At 72.8% G+C, this 21,475-nt stretch carries 16 protein-coding genes and 1 tRNA gene; 12 read left to right on the top strand and 5 right to left on the bottom strand.

Going from position 1 to position 21,475, the window contains the following annotated elements:
* The first annotated feature begins 126 nt into the window (after positions 1-126).
* Together ACZ516_RS03855 and ACZ516_RS03850 are read left to right on the top strand one after the other, a co-directional pair.
* On the top strand, positions 127-309 hold the full coding sequence (locus ACZ516_RS03855) for a hypothetical protein (protein ID WP_358586770.1): 183 nt from the start codon (positions 127-129) through the stop codon (positions 307-309).
* Positions 310-312: 3 nt separating this feature from the next.
* Positions 313-546, top strand: coding sequence for a hypothetical protein (locus ACZ516_RS03850; RefSeq protein ID WP_358586772.1), 234 nt, complete (start codon positions 313-315; stop codon positions 544-546).
* Here ACZ516_RS03850 and ACZ516_RS03845 read toward each other — a convergent pair.
* A complete protein-coding gene (locus tag ACZ516_RS03845; RefSeq protein WP_469008316.1) occupies positions 515-1,744 on the bottom strand; it encodes a glycosyltransferase 87 family protein in 1,230 nt (409 codons plus the stop codon). The genes ACZ516_RS03850 and ACZ516_RS03845 overlap by 32 nt on opposite strands.
* Positions 1,745-1,866: 122 nt before the next feature.
* On the opposite strand from ACZ516_RS03845, the gene ACZ516_RS03840 reads away from it, so the two are divergent.
* Positions 1,867-1,939: transfer RNA gene (locus ACZ516_RS03840), tRNA-Ala, on the top strand.
* An 87-nt stretch (positions 1,940-2,026) separates the two neighbouring features.
* On the opposite strand, the gene ACZ516_RS03835 is transcribed toward ACZ516_RS03840, so the two are convergent.
* Together ACZ516_RS03835 and ACZ516_RS03830 are read right to left on the bottom strand one after the other, a co-directional pair.
* Positions 2,027-3,619, bottom strand: a complete 1,593-nt coding sequence (locus ACZ516_RS03835) for an NADH-ubiquinone oxidoreductase-F iron-sulfur binding region domain-containing protein (protein WP_469008315.1) — start codon at positions 3,617-3,619, stop codon at positions 2,027-2,029.
* Positions 3,616-4,659 (bottom strand): hypothetical protein, encoded by a 1,044-nt coding sequence (locus tag ACZ516_RS03830; RefSeq protein ID WP_469008313.1) that lies wholly within the window; start codon positions 4,657-4,659, stop codon positions 3,616-3,618. The genes ACZ516_RS03835 and ACZ516_RS03830 overlap by 4 nt, the downstream gene beginning before the upstream one ends.
* 439 nt (positions 4,660-5,098) lie before the next feature.
* Between ACZ516_RS03830 and leuS the strand changes: the two genes are divergently transcribed.
* From leuS to ACZ516_RS03800, 6 genes are all read left to right on the top strand, one after another.
* Positions 5,099-7,999: a leucine--tRNA ligase gene (gene leuS / locus ACZ516_RS03825; protein ID WP_469008312.1), complete on the top strand. Its 2,901-nt coding sequence runs from the start codon at positions 5,099-5,101 to the stop codon at positions 7,997-7,999.
* A 125-nt stretch (positions 8,000-8,124) separates the two neighbouring features.
* The gene (locus ACZ516_RS03820; protein ID WP_469008310.1) at positions 8,125-8,859 is read left to right on the top strand and encodes a hypothetical protein; all 735 of its coding nucleotides are present in this window, start codon (positions 8,125-8,127) and stop codon (positions 8,857-8,859) included.
* Positions 8,860-8,966: 107 nt separating this feature from the next.
* A complete protein-coding gene (locus ACZ516_RS03815; protein WP_469008309.1) occupies positions 8,967-9,812 on the top strand; it encodes a DegV family protein in 846 nt (281 codons plus the stop codon).
* Positions 9,813-9,943: 131 nt separating this feature from the next.
* Positions 9,944-11,170 carry a ComEA family DNA-binding protein gene (locus ACZ516_RS03810; protein WP_469008307.1) on the top strand — a complete coding sequence of 409 codons (1,227 nt, stop codon included), beginning with the start codon at positions 9,944-9,946 and terminating at the stop codon, positions 11,168-11,170.
* Positions 11,167-13,800, top strand: a complete 2,634-nt coding sequence (locus ACZ516_RS03805; RefSeq protein ID WP_469008306.1) for a ComEC/Rec2 family competence protein — start codon at positions 11,167-11,169, stop codon at positions 13,798-13,800. The genes ACZ516_RS03810 and ACZ516_RS03805 overlap by 4 nt, the downstream gene beginning before the upstream one ends.
* 194 nt (positions 13,801-13,994) lie before the next feature.
* Complete coding sequence (locus ACZ516_RS03800) at positions 13,995-14,879, top strand: YceI family protein (RefSeq protein ID WP_469008717.1); 885 nt, start codon at positions 13,995-13,997, stop codon at positions 14,877-14,879.
* Positions 14,880-14,898: 19 nt separating this feature from the next.
* Here the strand turns inward: ACZ516_RS03800 and ACZ516_RS03795 are convergent, their stop codons facing one another.
* Positions 14,899-15,144, bottom strand: a complete 246-nt coding sequence (locus ACZ516_RS03795; RefSeq protein ID WP_358590142.1) for a hypothetical protein — start codon at positions 15,142-15,144, stop codon at positions 14,899-14,901.
* A gap of 221 nt (positions 15,145-15,365) precedes the next feature.
* On the opposite strand from ACZ516_RS03795, the gene holA reads away from it, so the two are divergent.
* Positions 15,366-16,352 carry a DNA polymerase III subunit delta gene (holA, locus tag ACZ516_RS03790; RefSeq protein ID WP_358590140.1) on the top strand — a complete coding sequence of 329 codons (987 nt, stop codon included), beginning with the start codon at positions 15,366-15,368 and terminating at the stop codon, positions 16,350-16,352.
* Between the two features lie 490 nt (positions 16,353-16,842).
* On the opposite strand, the gene rpsT is transcribed toward holA, so the two are convergent.
* Positions 16,843-17,109, bottom strand: coding sequence for a 30S ribosomal protein S20 (gene rpsT / locus ACZ516_RS03785; RefSeq protein ID WP_055564969.1), 267 nt, complete (start codon positions 17,107-17,109; stop codon positions 16,843-16,845).
* 217 nt (positions 17,110-17,326) lie between these two features.
* Here rpsT and lepA point away from each other — a divergent pair, with 217 nt between their 5' ends.
* Both lepA and ACZ516_RS03775 read left to right on the top strand, forming a co-directional pair.
* Positions 17,327-19,198, top strand: coding sequence for a translation elongation factor 4 (lepA, locus tag ACZ516_RS03780; protein ID WP_358699157.1), 1,872 nt, complete (start codon positions 17,327-17,329; stop codon positions 19,196-19,198).
* Positions 19,199-19,540: 342 nt separating this feature from the next.
* Positions 19,541-21,430 carry an AMP-dependent synthetase/ligase gene (locus ACZ516_RS03775; RefSeq protein WP_358590135.1) on the top strand — a complete coding sequence of 630 codons (1,890 nt, stop codon included), beginning with the start codon at positions 19,541-19,543 and terminating at the stop codon, positions 21,428-21,430.
* Positions 21,431-21,475: the final 45 nt, after the last annotated feature.

Below are 21,475 nucleotides of genomic sequence, written 5' to 3'. Positions count from 1 at the left end.
GCTCGCCGGCCTCTCGGCGTCGGTGCCGTGTCCGGACTGGTACGAAGGCGTCGCTGACCGGCCCGCTCGGAGCGTGGCAGAATCAAACGGCCGGAAGGGGACGCAGCCCGAGGGAGGGAGAGCGCGATGCCTGCGAGCATCCTCGAAGAGGTCGACCGCCTCTTCGACGCGGCGGCGACACGAGGCCGTGCCGCGCTCCGAACGCTCCTCAAGTGTCCTTCCTGCGGCTCGGCCCACGTCGCCCAAGTACTCGGTGACAACGGCGGGGTCAGTTACGTCTGTACCGCCTGCGGCCACAGCTGGAGCTGATCGATGGGTGCACACAGGCGGAAATGCGACTGGTGCGGCAGTGGCACACCGATCGTCCGCGACATGGAGCCGGTCAACGCCGAGTACCAGTACTGGTGCGAGGAATGCGCCCGCGCGCTGATCATAAAAGGCGACCCCATCGAGACCTACCGGGAGCTCGAAGGGGAGCCGATCTACGGCCGGTTGCTCGACGAGCACTGCACCCTCAAGCGGTTCTACTCGTTCGCCACCGCGTGACCTCGGTCAGCAAAAACCCCAAAGCGGTCACTCCGTAGAGGGCGGACAGCGTCATCTGGCCATAATTCTGGCCGAGTTCGAGTCGACCGGCTCCGTGCGGCACCCACCACAGGGCGTACGAGCAGAAGACGAGTAAGACGGCTCCGGCGCCCGTCCAGCGGACCCGGCCGCCCCGGCGGGCCGCCTCGGTCCCCAGGAGCAGCACCATCGGCACGCACCACACCCAGTGGTGCGACCACGACACCGGGCTCACCAGGAGCGCCGTCGCCGCGCAGGACAGCGTGGCCCGGGCCCGCTCCCCGCGCAGCGCGGCGGCCACCGCGACGCCGAGGCCGAGCGCACCGCACGCCGCCGCCGACACCATCCACCAGACGCCGGGCTCGGTGGTGTGCAGGAGCCGCGCGAGGACACCCCGCAGCGACTGGTTGGCGGTGTCCTCCACGAGCCCGACCCGGCCCGCCTCGAAGACCATCCGGGTCCAGAACCGCCACGAGTCGCGGGGCAGGACGACCCCCGCGAGGAGCGTCGCACCGGCGAACGAGACGACCGCCACGCACGCGTGCCGTACCGGGGGCCGCCACCCGCCGCGCCGCAGTGCCTGCGCGGCCCCGGTCAGCAGCAGGAACACCGCGAAGAGGCCGGGGGTGAGTTTGACCGCCGCGGCGATGCCGATGCCCGCCCCCGTCCAGCGGTGCCCGGGCCGCCGGGACAGGTCCCACAGGACGAGGACGGCGAGCAGCAGGTTGATCTGTCCGTAGCGCAGCGTCGTCCACACGGGCTCGCACCAGACGGCGGCCGCCGACACCCACAGGGCGCTCTCCGCGCGGACGTGCTCCACGCGCGCGTGGCCGCCCTCCTCGACGAGCCGCAGGGACAGGGCGACGAACGCCCACAGGAGGAACAGGTTGCCCAGGGTCGCCAGGGCGCGCATGTCCGGGATCTCCAGGAGGGTCAGCGGCGTGAACAGGAGCGCCGCGAACGGCGGGTAGGTGGTCGGCAGATGGGCTTCGGTGGTGCGCAGCGCGTAGAGGTCACCGCCCGCGCGCGCCGTCTCGCCCTCGGCGCGGTAGACCATGAGGTCGATCATCGAGACATCGGCGGCGCGCTGCGCGAGCCAGAAGGCCGTGAAGGAGAGCAGGCAGGCCCCGGCGGCCAGCGGGACGCGGCGGCGGGTGGCGGCGAACGCGATCACGGTCACGCAGGCTGACAGTACCGGCCTTATCGGGCGGTATCGGTCCAGACCGGAAACGATTTGGTGGAGCACGGGTATGACCGTGTAATGTTGGCGGAGCCGCCGGGGAAACCGGGCGGACGCAGCAAGGGGCTATAGCTCAGTTGGTAGAGCGCCTGCATGGCATGCAGGAGGTCAGGAGTTCAATTCTCCTTAGCTCCACAGCAGATGAGAGTGGGCCACCCGGATCGGGTGGCCCACTTCTCGTTTCCGGCGCTTTCTCCGCCGCTCACTGCCGCTCACTGCCGCTCACTGCCGCCCGCTGCCGAGCGCCCGCCGGCCCCGGCCGGGCGGGAGCGCGGCGGGCGGAGAGGGCCGGGCAGGGGGCGCCGCCTTCGGGTCCTCCTCGATGCGCAGGGCGAGCGCCGGGCAGCGGCGCACCGCGCGCGAGGCACGTGCCTCGGAGTAGCGCGGTACGGAGGCCTCCGCCACGGAGGGGAAGCCGTCCGGGCCGAGCTGGATCAGCTCCGGGACGATGTCCGCGCACAGCCCGTGCCCCTCGCACAGGGTCCAGTCGACGGCCAGCTTGCGCCCGCTGGGCGCCGTGACCGGGGGAGCCTCGGCCTGGAGCGGCAGGACGCCCTCGACGGGGCGGCCGCAACCGTCCCCCAGGACATGTGCCGCGAGGTCGTCCGTGAACGCCGCGATCGTGGACTCCAGGAAGGCCGCGGAGCCGTCGGGGTGCTTGCACGCCCCGCGCCGCTTCACGGCCCGGGTCACCTCGCGCAGCGCCTCCAGGGCGGTCGGCCCGCCCCCCTGGAGCACGTCCGCGAGGCCGCGGGCCGCCGCGGGCAGGCCGAGGTAGCAGGGACCGCACTGCCCGGCGCTCTCCCCGGCCAGCCAGTGGGCGACCCGCAGGGACTCGCCGAGCGGGCAGGTGCCCTCGCCGATCGGCAGGATCGCGCCCGCCCCCAGCGTCCCGCCGCAGGCCTCCAGGCCGGCGCGCGAGACGACCGCGTCGTGCGCGGTGACACTGTCCAGCCACTTGCCGTGATAGCCGCCCGTCAGCACGCCCTGGGGGAGCGGCGGGGTGCCGGCGAGCTGGAGGACGTACCGCAGGGGCACTCCGGTGGGGACCTCCACGACCATCGGCCGGGCGACCGCTCCGGAGAGGGTGAGCAGGACCGTGCCGGGCTCCTCGCGCAGCCCGGTGCGGCCGTAGCGGTCGGCGCCGATCCGCGCGGCCACGGCGAGCTGGGCGAAGGTCTCCGCGTTGGAGAGCAGCGTGGGCGCGCCGCCGACCCCGGAGTCGGACGTACGCACCTTGCGGCCGGGCGGCAGCGGGGGGCCGCCGTCGGCCGAGCGGACGAGGGCGGAGGACTCGCCGGTGACCATGCGCACCGGATTGCGCTGCACCCGCGCGCGCAGGGCCGAGCCGCGCCGGTTGCCGAGGCCGCGCTCGGCGAGGGCGGCGTGCATCGAGGCCTCGGTGGAGTCGCGGGTCACGCCGATGACGAGGGTGCGGGCGCCGAGGGCCTCCGCGGCGAGCAGGGCGCCGTCCAGGATGAGGTGCGGGGCGCGGTTGATGAGGACGGTGTCCTTGCGGCAGGCGGGTTCGTCCTCGCTGCCGTTGACGACCACCACGGGGCGCACCCCGCGGCGTATCGCCGCCTCGGCGACGGCCCGCAGCTTGCGGGCGAACGGGAACCCGGCGCCGCCGCGGCCGCGCAGCGCGATGTGCTCGGCGAGGCGGGCGAGCGGTTCGCCCGCCATCGGCTCCAGGGGGCCGTGCACCTTCAGGTGCATGGTCAGGTCCAGGCGTTCGACGAGGTCGAAACCCGAGGTGAGCAGGGGGAGGCCGACGACGCGGACCTCGGGGACGTCGGGCAGCGGCGCGTTCACGGGTGGCCTCCGGTGGCGGCGTTCCAGGGCTCGCCCGTGCTGGGGGCCTGATAGGGCCGGGGCAGCGGCTCGGTGGCGGGGCCGCTGTCGCACCCGGAGTCGTGGCGGGGCCACCGCGCCGTGTCGTACGCGGGCTGCGGGGGGATGTACGGGGCCTGCGCGGGCGGGGGCGGGCAGGGGGTGGGCCAGCGCTCCGCGGGTTCCGCGCGCGGTGGCGGGGGGCCGGCGGGGCGCGCGGGCTCGGTCAGCGCCCGGTAGGCCGCCCAGATGCCGGCGACGGGACCGGGGGCGGGGGCGCGCTCGGGGCTCGCGTCGGGCAGCGGCGGGAACAGGGGGCCTCGTACGGGAGGATGGCCCGGGGGCGGCGGGGTGCCGCGCTCCGGTTCGAGCAGGGCCAGGAGGCGGGCGGCGACCTCCCGCTTGACGGGCGGTGGTGCCGCGCGCAGGGCCACGGCCCCGGCGACGGCGACGAGGCACAGGCAGTACATGGTGATCACCCACGGCTTCGGCGGCCGGCCCGCGTACAGGCCGTGGACGAGCGCCGCGCACCAGGCGGGGTAGGCCAGCGTGTGCAGCGCCCGCCAGCGCGAGGCGACCCGCGCGGGGGAGGCGAAGGCGCTGCGCAGGGCGCCGGTGACCCCTGTGACCACCATGAGCAGCCCCGCGAGGGAGCCGAGGCCGATGAGCCCGGCGCCGCCGGTGACGCCCAGTCCGAAGGGCACCAGGGCGCCGAGGAGCGGCACATGGTCCAGGGCGACCTTGACGGTGCCGTGGAGCAGCAGGAAGCCGACGGAGGCGACCGCCGTGGCCCGGTGCACGGCCTGGGCGAGCAGCCGCTGGCGCGAGCGCAGGAAGAGGCGGTCGGTGGCGACCAGGCCCCACACCACGGCCGCGGTGAGGGAGACCAGGCACAGGACGCCGGTGGTGAAGTCCAGGGCGGCCCGGAAGCCGTCACTGCCCGCGAGGACGAGCAGGGGTATCAGCAGCAGTGCTCCGGCGCCGAGCAGACGGCTGCGGCGATGAGGGTGCGATGAGTTCATGGGGGCGGCTCCGAAAGGTTCGGTCCCGCCGCATGCTAAGTCGCTCCATACCGGTGGGTACGAGGTTTGAGTTATTGCGTTGTTATCAAAGGGTCATGTGCTCGTGGTGTTGCCCCGATAGTGGGCGGTACGCGGAGTAATCATTGGCCAAAGGTCGCGGGCGCGGCAGTCCGGCGCCCCGCCCGCCGGCCCGCGCAACCCCGCCCGCAGACCCGCGCCACCCCGCCCGCCGGCTCGTCGCGGGCCGCGGGAGGGCTGCGGTACCCTGACGCCATGCGTGCCGTACGCCTTCTGCTTGGCGGGCCGCGCTGATCACTCCCGACCGCCGCTGAATCGCGGTCGGCATCGGCGCGGCGTCCCCTCCTGTGCGAGGGGCATTTTTGTTTGACCCACACGGTCAATTCCGCAGGCAGAGACGATCGATGGAGCTTTGAGGATCATGAGCGAAACGAATTCTGCCGCCGCCTCCGAGGTGGCCGCGCCGCACCGCTACACGGCCGCTCTGGCCGCTGACATCGAGGCACGCTGGCAGGACTTCTGGGACGCCGAGGGCACCTACGAGGCGCCGAACCCGAGCGGTGAGCTGGCCGCGCGCGACGAGGCCGAGGCCGCTCTGGCGGCCAAGCCCAAGAAGTTCGTCATGGACATGTTCCCGTACCCCTCCGGAGCGGGCCTGCACGTGGGCCACCCCCTGGGGTACATCGCCACGGACGTCTTCGCCCGCTTCCAGCGCATGACCGGGCACAACGTCCTGCACACCCTCGGCTTCGACGCCTTCGGCCTGCCCGCCGAGCAGTACGCCGTGCAGACGGGCACCCACCCCCGGGTCTCCACCGAGGCCAACATCGAGAACATGAAGGCCCAGCTGCGCGCCCTGGGCCTGGGCCACGACAAGCGGCGTTCGTTCGCGACGATCGACCCGGACTACTACAAGTGGACCCAGTGGATCTTCGTCCAGATCTTCAACTCCTGGTACGACGCCGACGCCAAGAAGGCCCGCCCGATCGCCGACCTGGTCGCACAGTTCGACAGCGGTGATCGCGTGGTTCCTGGCTCCACGCGCGCGTGGAGCGAGCTGAACGCCGCCGAGCGCGCCGACGTACTGAGCCAGTACCGCCTGGCCTACGCCTCCGACGCGCCCGTCAACTGGTGCCCGGGCCTGGGCACCGTCCTGGCCAACGAGGAGGTCACCGCCGACGGCCGCTCCGAGCGCGGCAACTTCCCCGTCTTCAAGGCCAAGCTGCGCCAGTGGAACATGCGTATCACCGCGTACGCCGACCGCCTGCTGGACGACCTGGACGCGCTGGACTGGCCCGAGGCCATCAAGCTGCAGCAGCGCAACTGGATCGGCCGCTCCGAAGGCGCCCGCGTGAACTTCCCCGTGGGCACCGAGGGCGACGCCATCACCGTCTTCACCACCCGCCAGGACACCCTGTTCGGCGCGACCTACATGGTCCTGGCGCCCGAGCACGAGCTGGTCGACAAGGTCGTCCCCGCGGCCTGGCCCGAGGGCACCCACGAGGTGTGGACCGGCGGCCACGCCACACCGGCCGAGGCCGTCGCCAAGTACCGCGCCTTCGCCGCCTCCAAGTCCGACGTGGAGCGCCAGGCCGACGCCAAGGAGAAGACCGGCGTCTTCACCGGCGTCTACGCCACCAACCCGGTCAGCGGCGAGCAGGTCCCGGTCTTCATCGCCGACTACGTCCTGATGGGCTACGGCACCGGCGCGATCATGGCCGTCCCGGCGCACGACAGCCGTGACTTCGCCTTCGCGCGCGCCTTCCACCTGCCCATGCGCTGCGTGGTGGAGCCCTCGGACGGCCGCGGCACCGACACCAGCGCCTGGGACGACGCCTTCTCCTCCTACGAGGCGAAGCTGATCAACTCCTCGAACGAGGAGGTCTCCCTGGACGGCCTGGACGTCACGGGCGCCAAGGCCCGCATCACCGGCTGGCTGGCCACCCGCGGCATCGGCGAGGGCACCGTCAACTTCCGCCTGCGCGACTGGCTGTTCAGCCGCCAGCGCTACTGGGGCGAGCCCTTCCCGATCGTCTACGACGCGGACGGCATCGCCCACTCGCTGCCCGAGTCGATGCTGCCCCTGGAGCTGCCGGAGGTCGACGACTACTCGCCGCGCACCTTCGACCCGGACGACGCGGACACCTCCCCGGAGACCCCGCTGTCCCGCAACGAGGACTGGGTCAACGTCACCCTGGACCTGGGCGACGGCCCCAAGAAGTACCGCCGCGAGACCAACACCATGCCCAACTGGGCCGGTTCGTGCTGGTACGAGCTGCGCTACCTGGACCCGGGCAACGACCGGCAGCTGGTCGACCCCGCCGTCGAGCAGTACTGGATGGGCCCGCGCGAGGGACAGCCCACCGGTGGCGTCGACCTGTACGTGGGCGGCGCCGAACACGCCGTGCTGCACCTGCTGTACGCGCGCTTCTGGTCCAAGGTGCTGTTCGACCTGGGGCACATCTCCTCCGCCGAGCCCTTCCACAAGCTGTACAACCAGGGCATGATCCAGGCCTACGTCTACCGGGACAGCCGCGGCTTCCCGGTGCCGGCCGCCGAGGTCGAGGAGCGCGACGGGCAGTTCTTCTTCGCGGGCGAGCAGGTCAAGCGCGAGCTGGGCAAGATGGGCAAGTCCCTGAAGAACGCCGTCACGCCGGACGAGATCTGCGCCGAGTACGGCGCGGACACCCTGCGGCTGTACGAGATGGCGATGGGCCCCCTGGACGTGTCGCGCCCCTGGGACACCCGCGCGGTCGTCGGCCAGTACCGCCTGCTGCAGCGCCTGTGGCGCCTGATCGTCGACGAGGCGACCGGCGAGGTCACCGTCGCGGACGTCGCCGAGACGGACGTCGACGAGGCCACCCTGCGCGCCCTGCACAAGGCGATCGACGGCGTGCGCCAGGACCTGGACGGCATGCGGTTCAACACCGCCATCGCCAAGATCACCGAGCTGAACAACCACCTGACGAAGGCGAGCGGGGCGGTACCGAGGTCCGTCGCCGAGCGCCTGGTGCTGCTGATCGCGCCGCTGGCCCCGCACATCGCCGAGGAGCTGTGGCGCAAGCTGGGCCACAGCGACTCCGTCGTCCACCAGGACTTCCCGGTCGCCGACCCGGCCTACGTCGTGGACGAGTCCGTGACCTGCGTCGTGCAGATCAAGGGCAAGGTCAAGGCGCGCCTGGAGGTCTCCCCGTCGATCTCCGACGAGGAGCTGGAGAAGGTGGCCCTGGCCGACGAGAAGGTCGTCGCCGCGCTGGACGGCGCGGGCATCCGCAAGGTGATCGTGCGGGCGCCGAAGCTGGTGAACATCGTTCCCGCGTAGCGCATAGGGGTCTTCCCTTACGGGCAGGTTGGGGGTTCCGATGGAACCTCCGACCTGCCTTCTCCGTTTACGGTGGAGGGACCGCCGCCGGAGCGGGCGGGACCGGACTCGGAGAGGGGCGTCATGTGGAAGCCGTGGGTGTGATCGTGGCGCTGCTCGTCGTGCTGTTCCTGCTGGTGGGGGTGTATGCCACGGTGAAGGTCGTCAAGGCGGCCAAGCGGGGCGTGGACCGCACCATCTCCGAGGCCCGCCGCACGGTGGAGGACACCACCCTGCGCGCGAAGAGCTTCGCCCAGCCGGGCACCGCGGGCGAACTGGCCCAGCTGCGCCTGTCCTTGCGCTCCTCGATGCGGGCCACCCAGGACGTCCTGCGGGCGGGCGCGGTCGAGGACGCCTCCCTGAAGGAGTCCCTCGGGCTCTTCGACCGGCTCAGCGCCCATGGGCACGAGCTGGACGGCGAGCTGCGCCGCCTGGAGCGCGACCCGGACAAGGCCGCCACGGCCGAGCGGCTCCCGGGCCTGCGGGAGCGCACGGAGCGGATCGTCAAGGCGGCCGACTCGCTGCGGTGGTCGGCGCGCGACCGCGCCCACCGGTTCGCCGACGACGACCTGGACGCGCTGAGCACACAGATCGACATGGAGGCGGGCGCCCTGCGGCACTGGACCACCGGTCCGGCGCCGACGCGGGCCGCGGCCGCCTGGCCCGAGCCCCCGGCGCAGCCCGCCAAGGACACCGAGCAGTCCTGGTCCGAGCCCGCGGCGCCGGAGCCCGGGGAGGCGGCGCGGCCCGCGATCACGCCGCCCGCCGCGAGGCCCACCTATCCGTGGGAGAAGAAGGCCAAGCCCGAGAGCACGACCTGAACCGCCCGTGACGCCGGGTGCCCCCGGGAAACCGGGTGGACGGGGCGAGCCAGGGGGATCGGGGGCCGGGCTGCCGCCCGGTGGTCCAGGCGGGTAACCTCCAGCTCATGTCCCGCCATGTCGCGATCGTCACGGATTCCACGGCCTACCTGCCGCAGCGGACGATGGAGCGGCACGGCATCACCGCGGTGCCCCTGACCGTGGTCCTGGGTGACCAGGCGCTGGAGGAGGGCACCGAGATCTCCGCCCGCTCCCTCGCCCTCGCCCTGCAGAAGCGGAAGTCGGTGACCACCTCCCGGCCGAGCCCCCAGGTCTTCGCCGAGACATACCGCGAGGTCGCCGAGGGCGGCGCCACGGCCATCGTCTCGCTGCACCTGTCCGCCGAGTTCTCCGGTACGTACGACGCCGCGGTCCTCGCGGCGAAGGACGCGCCGGTGCCGGTGCGGGTGGTGGACACCGGCATGGTCGCGATGGCCCTCGGCTTCTGCGCCCTCGCGGCGGCACAGGCCGCGGAGGCGGGCGACTCGGTGGAGGAGACCGTGGCGGCGGCCGAGAAGCGCGCCGCGGCCACGTCCGCGTACTTCTACGTCGACACCCTCGACTATCTGCGCAGGGGCGGCCGCATCGGCGCCGCGCAGGCGCTGCTGGGCTCCGCGCTCGCCGTGAAGCCCATCCTGAAGCTGGACGGCGGCCGCATCGACATGCTGGAGAAGGTGCGTACGGCGTCGAAGGCGATCGCCCGCCTGGAGGAGATCGTCGTCGAACGAGCCGGGACGGGCCGGGTCGACGTCGCGGTGCACCACCTGGCGGCGCCGGACCGGGCGGCGGCCCTCGCGGACCGCCTCCGGGAGCGGCTGCCCGGCCTGGGGGAGCTGCACGTCAGCGAGGTGGGCGCGGTGATCGGCGCGCACACGGGCCCCGGGCTGCTGGGGGCAGTGGTCTCCCCGCGATGAGGGGCTGGTCCCCTCGCGATGAGAGGGTGATTTCCTTCGTGCGGGTGACGGAGTTATCCACAACTGCCGGGTAATCCCCCGGAATTGACCAAGATCAACACAATGTCGCCGCGGTGCCTACCGTCGTCGGCATGACTTCACTTCGAGCATCCTCCCGTGCGGCTTCCGTGACGAGTGGTCCCGGCCGGGACCGCGCCTCCGACGGCCGCGCACAGCACCGCCAGGCCCGTACGCGCCACCGCCGGGCCAGCGCACAGCACCCTCACGTCCGGGGCCGCGGTCCGGGCCGGGTCCGGCGCGGACAGGCCTCGGCGGAGGCGGTGCGGCTGCGGGCGGAGAGCCTCTTCGCCGAGCCGCAACCACCGCCTGCCGCACCCGGGTTGGGCGCGAAGCCGCTGGACGTGACGCGTTCGGCCGGCGCTGTGCCGGCGTGGGCGCGGCGCGCGGGGGACGGGGGAGAGGGCCGGGCGCATGGCGAGCCCGTCGCGGCGGGCGCGAGGCCGGTTGCCCCGGAGGCGGGGCCCGGCGGGCTGCTGGAGGCGGAGTCCGCTTCGGGGCTGGAGGATCCGCAGGCGGGGCCCTCGCGACGGGAGCGGATGGGGCTCGCGGTACGGGAGCGGCTGCCGGTGTGGCTCCAGTCGCGGTGCGGCATGGAGCGGCGCGGCGTCATCGCGCTCGCCGTGGTCCTGGTCGTCGCCGCCGTCCTCGCGGCACAGCACTTCTGGACAGGGCGGGCGCGACCGGTGCGAGCACCGGAGGTGGTGCGCGCGGCGGGCGCAGCCGCCGATCGAGGCGCGCGACCGGCTCCCTCGGCCGGACCTCCGGCGCCGGCGGGGCGGGCGGCGGCCGACACGGGCGGTGCGGTGGGAGCGGCGGCCGGGCAGGGCGGCGGCGGGATTGTCGTGGACGTCAGCGGGAAGGTCCGCCACCCCGGTGTCCGCCGGCTCCCCGCGGGCTCCCGGGTGGCGGACGCGCTGCGGGCGGCGGGCGGGGCCCGCCCGGGCACCGACCTGGCGGGGCTGAACCGCGCGCGGTTCCTGACGGACGGCGAGCAGGTGGTGGTCGGAGCGCCGCGACCGCCCGCCGGGGGCGGCGGCACCGGCACGGCCGCGGGCGCGGGTTCGGCGGCCGCGGGGTCGGCGGGGGCCGCGGGGCCGGCCGCCACGGGCCCGGTCGGACTGAACACGGCGACCGCGGAGCAGCTGGACGAACTCCCCGGCGTGGGCCCGGTGCTGGCCCAGCACATCATCGACTACCGCACCGAACACGGCGGTTTCCGCACCGTGGAAGAGCTGCGTGAGGTCAACGGCATCGGGGACCGGCGGTTCGCCGATCTCCAGGATCTCGTGCGGCCATGACGCCGGGGTCCCGGTCCAGGGCGACACGTGCGGAGGTCCACGTCTCCTCGGGACACCGTCTCGGTGCCGCACACCCCCGGCAGGAGGGGCCGGTGGACCTCCGCCTGGTGCCGCCCGCCCTGGCGGCGTGGGCGGCGGCGGCTCTGATGCTGGACGCCCCGCCGCGGTGGGCGGTCACCACGGTGGCGGTCTGCGTGGCGGTCGCCGGCGCGGTGCTGGCGGCGTGGACGGCTCGGGGGTGGCGCCGAGGCCGGTGGCAGCGGCGTGGCCGCGGGTCCCCGTGGGGGCGGTTCTCCCTGGCGGCGACCTTGCTGTGCGCCGCCGCCTCCGCGGCCTCGGCGGCGTTGCACGGGGCGGACCTCCACCGAGGCCCCGTCCCCGCCCTCGCCGAGGAATACGCGCAGGTGGAGGCGGAGGTGGTGGTGACGTCGGACCCCCGGCGGACCAGACCCCGGGTGGCGAGCGCGCACGCGATGCCGCCCTCGGTGGTGCTCCACGCCGACGTCGTCCGCGTCAGGCAGGCGGACGGCACGGAGACCGTGACGCGCACTCCGGTGCTGGTCGTCGTGCGGGGCGAGAACACGGGCGCCGCGAGCGCACCGGACCCGCCCCGCAGCCGGGGCCAAGGCCCGCCGCACGGGGAAGGGGCTCGACAGGGTCCTGCCGCGTCCCGCCCCGGTGACGCCTGGCTGGCCCTGCTGCCCTCCACCCGGCTGCGGGTACGGGCGCGGCTGGCGCCGCCGTTGGCACAGGGGGACAAGGTCGCGGCCGTGCTGCGGGTGACCGGCGGGTGGGCGCCCCAGGTGGTGGAGGGCCCGTCCGGGGCGCAGCGGCTCGCCGGGGAGCTGCGGGGCGGACTGCGGGAGGCCACGGACGGGCTGCCGGCCGACGCCCGAGCGCTGCTCCCCGGGCTGGTGGTCGGGGACACCTCCCGGGTACCGGCCGAACTGGAAGAGGCGTTCCGGGCGACTGACCTGACGCATTTGCTCGCCGTCAGCGGGGGAAACCTCACTGTGATCCTGGTCCTGCTCATCGGGCCGCCGGGCAGCGCCCAGCGGGTCGAACGGCGGGGGCTCGCCCCGAAGCTGGGGCTTCCGCTGCGCACGACGGCGCTGCTGGGCGGGCTGCTCACCCTGGGCTTCGTCATCGTCTGCCGACCGGATCCGAGCGTGCTGCGGGCCGCGGCCTGTGGGCTCATCGCGCTCCTCGCCATCGCCACCGGACGGCGCAGATCGCTCATCCCGGCGCTCGCCGCCGCCGTCCTGCTGCTGGTCCTGTACGACCCATGGCTGGCCCGTAGCCACGGCTTCCTGCTCTCCGTGCTCGCCACCGGCGCCCTGCTCACCCTGGCACCCCGCTGGAGCGCGGCGCTGCGAGGGCGGGGGATGCCGCCGCGGTGCGCCGACGCGCTGGCCGCGGCGGCGGCCGCGCAGGCGGTGTGCGCGCCGGTCGTCGCGGTCATCGCCGCCCGCGTGAGCGTGGTCGCGGTGCCGTGCAATCTGCTCGCGGAGTTCGCCGTCGCGCCCGCCACGGTGCTCGGGTTCGCGGCGCTGGCCCTGGCGCCGGTGGCGATGCCGGTCGCCGAGGCGCTGGCGTGGTGCGCGAGTTGGCCGGTCGAGTGGATCGCGGAGATCGCCCGCACCGGCGCGGCGCAGCCGGGCAGCGGGGTCGACTGGCCGGGCGGATGGCGTGGCGGACTGCTGCTCGCGCTCGCCACGGCGGGGCTCGTCCTGGTGGGCCGCCGCCTGGCCCGGCATCCGTGGCTCGCCGCGGCCTGCGCGCTGCTGCTCCTGCTGACGGTCATTCAGCCGCCGCCCCTCACACGGGTGATCGCGGGGTGGCCGCCGCCGCGATGGCGCATGGTGATGTGCGACGTGGGGCAGGGCGACGCCGCGGTGCTGGCGGCGGGGGACGGCGCCGGGGTGGTCGTCGACGCGGGCCCGGACCCGGTGGCGGTCGACCGCTGCCTGCGCTCGCTCGGGATCACCCGGGTGCCCCTGGTGCTCCTCACGCACTTCCACGCCGACCACGTCGCGGGCCTGCCGGGAGTGCTGCGGGGGCGTGAGGTGGGCGTGATCCAGACGACGGGGTTCCAGGAGCCGCCGGAGCAGGCTCAGTTCGTGCGGGAGCAGGCGGCCGCCGCGCGCGTTCCGGTGACGCGGGCGGTCGCGGGGGAGCGGCGCCGGGCGGGGCCACTGGACTGGCAGGTGCTCTGGCCCCCGGCCGGGCCGGTGACGGCACCCGAAGGGCCGAACGACGCGAGCGTCACGCTGCTCGTGCGGACCGCGGGACTGACGCTGCTGCTCCTCGGCGATCTCGAACCGCCCGCGCAGCGCGCGCTGTTGCGCACCCCGGCCGGGGCGGCGCTGACGTCCGTGGACGTGCTCAAGGTGGCGCATCACGGCTCGGCCCACCAGGACCCGGAGCTGCTGCGCAGGGTGGCGCCCAGGCTGGCGTTGATCTCCTGCGGGGCGGACAACTCGTACGGCCATCCCGCGCCCGTCACCGTCGCGGCGCTGCGGGCCGAGGGGACGCGGGTGCTGCGCACGGATGTGGACGGGGCGGTCGCGGTGGTGAGCGCCGGCCCGAGGTCGGCCCCGCGCCTCGAAGCCGCCACCCGACCGCCGTAGCGCGCCGTCCGCCCGGGACCCACTCTCACTCTTACCCCCCACGGAGGCCATTTCGGGCCAGTCGCGACAGTTCCAGCGCATCGGCAGCATTGCCGTGATGTAGGGCCGTGTTGCATCGAAAGCCACAACGGTGATCGAATGCCTATTCGTCGCAGTTTGCAGGTGTTGTCAAGGATCGCGGGGGTGTGTCGCACGTGTTCGGCCGTTGGGTGGGAAACCGTACGAATCGGGTGGGGCGGACGGGACTCATGTCGGCGTTCACGGTTCCGCCGAACGCGGGGGTGCTCAGCTGCCGGGTGCTCGATCCCGTCAACGAACCCGTGCGCAACGCGGAGTTCGCCGTGTCGGACGCCATGGGCCGCAAGGTGGTCGGTGGCGGGACGGACCCCTACGGGTCGTTCGTGACGACCGTCCCGGCGGGGGAGTACCGCCTTGTGGTCTCGGCGGAAGGGTTCACCCCGTACCGGGGAGGCGCCACGGTCGGCCAGGACACGCACGCCTCGCTCGGTGACGTCATGCTCCAGGTGGCCCCGCCGCCCGCGCTCCCCGAACCCGGGGAATGGGAGATCGACCCCCTGCACTCCTCGGTCGCGTTCTCCGCGCGGCACATCGGGCTGGCCCGCATCCACGGGCGGTTCAACACTTTCGCGGGCGCGATACGGATGGGCGAGCGGATGGAGGACTCCGCGATGCACGTCGTCATCGACGCGGCCTCCATCGACACCGGGGTGGGGATGCGCGACGACCACCTGCGTTCCGGCGACTTCCTCGACGTGGGGCGCTTTCCGACGATGGAGTTCTACAGCGACCGCTTCGTGCACAAGGGCGGCAGCCGCTGGGCCGTCTCGGGCGGCCTCACGCTGCACGGCGTGACCCGCACCGTCACCCTGGACACCGAGTACCTCGGGGTCGGGCAGGGGCTGGAGGGCGAGACCCGGGTGGCCTGCCGCGCCACCACCGAGCTGCACCGCGACGACTTCACGATCACCTGGCAGACGATGCTGGCGCGCGGCATCGCGGCCGTCGGGCACAGCATCACCATCGACCTCGACATCCAGGTCATCCCCAAGAGCGGCTGACCTCCCGGCGCCGGGGCCCCTAGGGAACCTCCAGCCAGCCCTCGTGCTCGGCGGCCAGGGCGTCGAGGGCCGCGGGGTCGAGGCGGGCGTCGGGGTCCTCGACCACGACCAGCCACTGGGCGTCCTCGGCGTCGTCCTCGCCGGCCAGCGCGTCCCGGACGAGCTGGGGTTCCTCGGCGACGCCGAAACGGTCGGGCAGCTCTTCGGCGACGTCCTCCGCGGCATCGCGGTCGGGCAGCACCAGGACATGTCGTACGTCGGTCACCGGCCCATTCTCCGACACGGGGCCGCCCGTCCGACGACCGCCCGCCCCGGACCGCCCGTCCGGCGACCACCGACCCCGGGCCGCCCGTCCGGGAACGGCACGGTGGGGGGCGGTGCGGTGCTCGGGGTCGGCTGTCGGTGGGGCCGGTGCTCGGGGTGGGCTGTCGGTGGGGCGCGGTGTCCGGGGTCAGCTGTCGGTGGGGCGTGGGATGCTTGGGCGCGATGGCCAGGAAGACAGTTCACGACGATCCGCTCGCTCCCCTCACGCTCGCCGTGGGGCAGGAGGACCTGCTCCTCGACCGCGCCGTGCAGCAGGTGGTGGCAGCCGCCCGCGCCGCCGACGCGGACACGGACGTGCGCGACCTCACCTCCGATCAGCTCCAGCCCGGCACGCTCGCCGAGCTGACCAGCCCCTCGCTCTTCGCCGAGCGCAAGGTCGTGGTGGTGCGGAACGCGCAGGACCTGTCGGCGGACACGATCAAGGACGTGAAGGCGTACCTCGGGGCGCCGGCGGAGGAGATCACCCTCGTCCTGCTGCACGCCGGCGGCGCCAAGGGCAAGGCCCTGCTCGACGCGGCCCGCAAGGCCGGCGCGCGCGAGGTCGCCTGCCCGAAGATGACGAAGCCGGCGGACCGGCTGTCGTTCGTGCGGGGCGAGTTCCGCACCATCGGCCGTTCGGCGAGCCCGGAGGCGTGCCAGGCCCTGGTCGACTCGATCGGCAGCGATCTGCGGGAGCTGGCCTCGGCGGTGTCGCAGCTGGCGGCGGACGTCGAGGGCACGATCGACGAGGAGGTCGTCGGGCGGTACTACACGGGCCGGGCCGAGGCCTCCAGCTTCACCGTCGCCGACCGGGCCGTGGAGGGACGGGCGGCCGAGGCGCTCGAAGCGTTGCGCTGGTCCTTGTCGACCGGTGTCGCCCCCGTCATGATCACCAGCGCGCTCGCGCAGGGGGTTCGTGCCATCGGCAAGCTCTCCTCCGCGCGGGGTGGCCGTCCCGCGGATCTCGCCCGCGAGCTGGGGATGCCGCCCTGGAAGATCGACCGGGTGCGTCAGCAGATGCGTGGCTGGACGCCGGACGGGGTGGCCGAGGCGCTTATCGCCGTCGCGGCGGCCGATGCGGGGGTCAAGGGGGGCGGGGACGATCCGGAGTACGCCTTGGAGAAGGCCGTCGTCGCGATTGCGCGGGCGGCGCGGTCAGGGCGCCGTTAGCGTTCGCCCCCGCCGGGCCGGCCGATCGGCGTCCCCTGCGGGTCGCCCCCGGGCTGGTCGCGCGGTTCCCCGCGCCCCTTACGGGCAGCTCGGGCCGTCATTGCCGCGCCCCTGACGGAGCTGGGCCCGGAGCCCGTCGCGCTCGTGACGGGCACGTCGTGGCTGGTTGCGCAGTTCCCCGCGCCCCTTAGGGGGTACGCCGTGGCCGGCCGCAAAATCCCCCCGGCCCCTCACCCCAGCCCGCAGCACAGCGCCGCGCCCTAGGGGGTACACCCCTCACAGCCCGCCCCGGGCACAGCAGCCCGCCCCGGGCACAGCAGCGCCCCCGGACACAACCCGCCCCCGGATACAGCAATGCCCCCGGAGTGGGCCGGGGGCATTGGCGCAGCGTGGCGTACTGCGTGGTCTGACCGCGATTCGAGGTAGAGGGCTCGAATTACCCTCGCGGAAGGATTGATCAGACCCCGGCGCACCGGCCGGGGAGAAGGGTTCAGCCCTTGAGGGACGCGGCCTTCGTCGCAAGCGCCGACTTCTTGTTGGCGGCCTGGTTCTTGTGGATGACGCCCTTGGAGACGGCCTTGTCGAGCTGGCGCGTGGCCTCACGCGTGAGCTCGGCGGCCTTCTGGGTGTCACCGGCGGCAACGGCCTCGCGGGCCTTGCGGATCGCGGTCTTCAGGGAAGACTTGACCGCCTTGTTGCGCTGACGCGCCTTCTCGTTGGTCTTGATCCGCTTGATCTGGGACTTGATGTTCGCCACGAAAGAGCCTTCTCAGGTTCAGGTACTGCAGAGGTACTGCAGATGGGTGTGATGACACGCGCCTCGACGCTTGAGAGGGCTACGAGACACAGCTGCCCACGGTACCAGCCGCTCTCGGACCGGCCCAAACCGAGCGCAGTGCCCCACCCGTGGGACCATGGAAGCTACGTATAGATCCGACCCGAGGCTACAGGCGCCTCAAGAGACAGGACCCTGCGTGCCCGCGACCCCTAACAATGTGCCCGAGCCGAGCCGTACCGACCCGGCTCTGATCCGCAATTTCTGCATCATCGCGCACATCGACCACGGCAAGTCCACGCTCGCCGACCGCATGCTCCAGCTCACCGGGGTGGTGGAGCAGCGGCAGATGCGTGCTCAGTACCTCGACCGCATGGACATCGAGCGCGAGCGCGGCATCACGATCAAGTCCCAGGCGGTGCGTCTGCCCTGGGCCCCGAACGAGGGCCCCGACCAGGGCAGTACGCACATCCTCAACATGATCGACACCCCGGGCCACGTCGACTTCACCTACGAAGTCTCGCGTTCGCTCGCGGCCTGTGAGGGCACGATCCTCCTGGTCGACGCGGCCCAGGGCATCGAGGCGCAGACTCTCGCCAACCTCTACCTGGCGATGGAGAACGACCTCAAGATCATCCCGGTGCTCAACAAGATCGACCTGCCGGCCGCCCAGCCGGAGAAGTTCTCCGAGGAGCTGGCCAACCTCATCGGCTGCGACCCCGCCGACGTGCTGAAGGTCTCCGCGAAGACCGGCATGGGCGTCGAGGCGCTGCTGGACAAGGTCGTCGCCGAGATCCCGCCGCCGGTCGGCGTCGCCGACGCCCCCGCCCGCGCGATGATCTTCGACTCGGTCTACGACTCCTACCGCGGCGTCGTGACGTACGTACGAGTCGTCGACGGCCAGCTCAACAAGCGCGAGCGGATCCGGATGATGTCCACCGGGGCCACGCACGAGCTGCTGGAGATCGGTGTGTCGTCCCCCGAGATGACCTCCGCCGACGGCATCGGCGTCGGCGAGGTGGGCTACATCATCACCGGCGTGAAGGACGTCCGCCAGTCCAAGGTCGGCGACACGATCACCTCCCTGCACAAGGGCGCGACCGAGGCCCTCGGCGGCTACAAGGACCCGAAGCCGATGGTGTTCTCGGGCCTGTATCCGCTGGACGGCTCGGAGTACCCGGACCTGCGCGAGGCCCTGGACAAGCTCCAGCTCAACGACGCCGCGCTGGTGTACGAGCCGGAGACCTCGGCTGCGCTCGGCTTCGGCTTCCGCGTCGGCTTCCTCGGGCTGCTGCACCTCGATGTGATCCGCGAGCGCCTGGAGCGCGAGTTCGGCCTCGACCTGATCGCCACCGCGCCCAACGTGGTCTATCGCGTGATCATGGAGGACGGCACCGAGCACGTCGTCACCAACCCGAGTGAATTCCCCGAGGGCAAGATCGACCAGGTCTTCGAGCCGGTCGTGCGCGCCACGATCCTCGCGCCCAGCGAGTTCATCGGCTCGATCATGGAGCTGTGCCAGAACCGGCGCGGCGTCCTGCTCGGCATGGACTACCTCTCCGAGGACCGCGTCGAGATCCGCTACACGCTGCCGCTCGCGGAGATCGTCTTCGACTTCTTCGACCAGCTGAAGTCAAAGACGCGCGGGTACGCCTCGCTGGACTACGAGCCCACGGGCGAGCAGTCCGCGCAGCTCGTCAAGGTCGACATCCTGCTGCACGGCGACAAGGTCGACGCCTTCTCGGCGGTCACGCACAAGGACCAGGCGTACGCGTACGGCGTGCGGCTCGTCGCCAAGCTGCGCGAGCTGATCCCGCGCCAGGCCTTCGAGGTGCCCGTGCAGGCGGCCATCGGCTCCCGGGTCATCGCCCGCGAGACCATCCGCGCCATCCGCAAGGACGTCCTCGCCAAGTGCTACGGCGGTGACATCTCCCGTAAGCGCAAGCTCCTGGAGAAGCAGAAGGAAGGCAAGAAGCGGATGAAGATGGTCGGCTCCGTGGAAGTGCCCCAGGAGGCCTTCATCGCGGTGCTCTCCAGCGACGACAGCGGACCGGGCAAGGCGAAGAAGTAACCGGTCCAGCGGCCCGGCCCCGGCCCGGCCGCTGCCCCCACGGGCCCGGCGCTCCACCGCGCCGGGCCCGCGGCATGTCCGGGGAAGGCGGTGTCCGCGGGAAGTGACCGGCAGATGCCCCTTACGCACCGGGCGTCGGCGCTCTACTCTGATCTCCACTCGTAGGTTACTCGCTAGTTAAACAAGTAGCCGACAGGGCAAGTAGTCGTACGAAGCAGGCGTACGCCGTGGACGTACGAAGCACGCGTACGACGAAGACATACGAAGACACACGAAGCAGCCGTAAGAAGCAGAAGCCGCCGCCAGCCAGTTCGCCGCACCGTCGTGGGCCCGGAGGATGTCGTGAGCGACACACAGACCTTGATCGAGAACCGTCCGCCCTCCGTGGCGCACCTCTTCCTGGAGCGCGTGGCGGCCACGCCGGACGCCGAGGCCTACCGCTACCCCGTGCCGGCTCCTTCCGGCGAGGGCCCCGACGAGTGGAAGTCGCTCAGCTGGGGGCAGGCCGCCGAGCGTGTCTACGCCATCGCCGCGGGCCTGATCGAGCTGGGGCTGAGCCCCGAGGACCGGGTCGCCCTCGCCTCCTCGACGCGCGTCGAGTGGATCCTCGCCGACCTCGGCATCATGTGCGCCGGCGCGGCCACCACGACCGTCTACCCGCAGACCAACGCCGAGGAGTCCGCGTTCATCGTCGCCGACTCCGGCAGCCGGGTGCTGATCGCGGAGAACGCCGCACAGCTGGCCAAGGCGCGCGAGAAGCGGACCGAGCTGCCCGAGCTGCGCCACGTCGTGGTGATCGACGCCGAGGGCGCGGGCCCCGCCGAGGGCGACCCCGAGGGCTGGCTGCTCACGCTCGCCGAGCTGGAGGCCCGGGGCGCCGCCCACCTGGAGAAGAACCCGGCCGCCGTCAAGGAGCGGGTCGCGGCGATCTCCAAGGACCAGCTCGCCACGATCATCTACACCTCCGGCACCACGGGCCGCCCCAAGGGCGTGCGCCTGCCGCAGGACAACTGGTCGTACATGGCGAAGGCCATCGCGGCGACCGGCCTGCTCGGCCCCGACGACGTGCAGTACCTGTGGCTCCCGCTCGCGCACGTCTTCGGCAAGGTGCTGACCTCCGGGCAGATCGAGCTGGGGCACGTCACCGCCGTCGACGGCCGCGTCGACAAGATCATCGAGAATCTGCCGGTGGTGCAGCCGACGTACATGGCCTCCGTGCCCCGCATCTTCGAGAAGGTCTACAACGGCGTCGCCGCCAAGGCCCGGGCCGGCGGCGGAGCCAAGTACAAGATCTTCCAGTGGGCCGCCGAGGTGGCCCGCGAGTACGCGAAGGTCAGCCAGGACAACTTCCGCAGGACCGGCACGGCCTCGGTGCCCTTCGGGCTGCGCGCCAAGCACCGGGCCGCCGACGCGCTCGTCTACTCCAAGCTGCGCGAGGCCTTCGGCGGACGGCTGCGCGCCGCGGTCTCCGGGTCGGCCGCGCTCGCGCCGGACATCGGGTACTTCTTCGCGGGCGCCGGCATCCACGTCCTGGAGGGGTACGGCCTGACCGAGACCTCCGCCGCCTCCTTCGTCAACCCGGGCGAGGCCTACCGCACCGGCACGGTCGGCAAGCCGCTGCCCGGCACCGAGGTGCGCATCGCGGACGACGGCGAGATCCTGCTGCGCGGCCCCGGCATCATGGAGGGCTACCACGGGCTGCCGGACAAGACGGCCGAGGTGCTGGAGTCCGACGGGTGGTTCCACACGGGCGACATCGGCGAGCTGTCCGTCGACGGCTACCTGCGGATCACCGACCGCAAGAAGGACCTCATCAAGACGTCCGGCGGCAAGTACATCGCGCCCGCCGAGGTCGAGGGCCAGTTCAAGGCCGTGTGCCCCTACGTCTCCAACATCCTGGTGCACGGCGCCGACAAGAACTACTGCACGGCGCTCATCTCCCTCGACGAGCCCGCGATCCTCGGCTGGGCCGAGGAGAACGGCCTGGGCGGCAAGTCCTACGCCGAGGTCTGCGCCGCCCCCGCCACGGTCGAGCTGATCGAGGGCTATGTGCGGCAGCTCAACGAAGGCCTCCAGCGCTGGCAGACCATCAAGAAGTTCCGCCTCCTGCCGCGCGACCTGGACGTCGAGCACGGCGAGCTGACCCCCAGCCTCAAGCTGAAGCGCCCGGTCGTCGAGCGGGAGTACAAGCACCTGATCGACGAGATGTACGCGGGTTCGCGCGAGGCCTGAGCGATCGGCCCCGCCCGTCGCGGGCGAGGCCTGAGCCGCCGGCCC

Source organism: Streptomyces sp. NPDC034037 (assembly GCF_055575715.1).
This window is presented reverse-complemented; position numbering and strand designations above follow the sequence as displayed.

Bases quoted from the DNA above. Each gene is read 5' to 3' on its own strand.
- ACZ516_RS03855 (WP_358586770.1), top strand. From the start codon at position 127: ATGCCTGCGAGCATCCTCGAAGAGGTCGACCGCCTCTTCGACGCGGCG.
- ACZ516_RS03850 (WP_358586772.1), top strand. From the start codon at position 313: ATGGGTGCACACAGGCGGAAATGCGACTGGTGCGGCAGTGGCACACCG.
- ACZ516_RS03830 (WP_469008313.1), bottom strand. From the start codon at position 4,659: ATGAACTCATCGCACCCTCATCGCCGCAGCCGTCTGCTCGGCGCCGGA.
- leuS (WP_469008312.1), top strand. From the start codon at position 5,099: ATGAGCGAAACGAATTCTGCCGCCGCCTCCGAGGTGGCCGCGCCGCAC.
- ACZ516_RS03815 (WP_469008309.1), top strand. From the start codon at position 8,967: ATGTCCCGCCATGTCGCGATCGTCACGGATTCCACGGCCTACCTGCCG.
- ACZ516_RS03810 (WP_469008307.1), top strand. From the start codon at position 9,944: ATGACTTCACTTCGAGCATCCTCCCGTGCGGCTTCCGTGACGAGTGGT.
- ACZ516_RS03805 (WP_469008306.1), top strand. From the start codon at position 11,167: ATGACGCCGGGGTCCCGGTCCAGGGCGACACGTGCGGAGGTCCACGTC.
- holA (WP_358590140.1), top strand. From the start codon at position 15,366: ATGGCCAGGAAGACAGTTCACGACGATCCGCTCGCTCCCCTCACGCTC.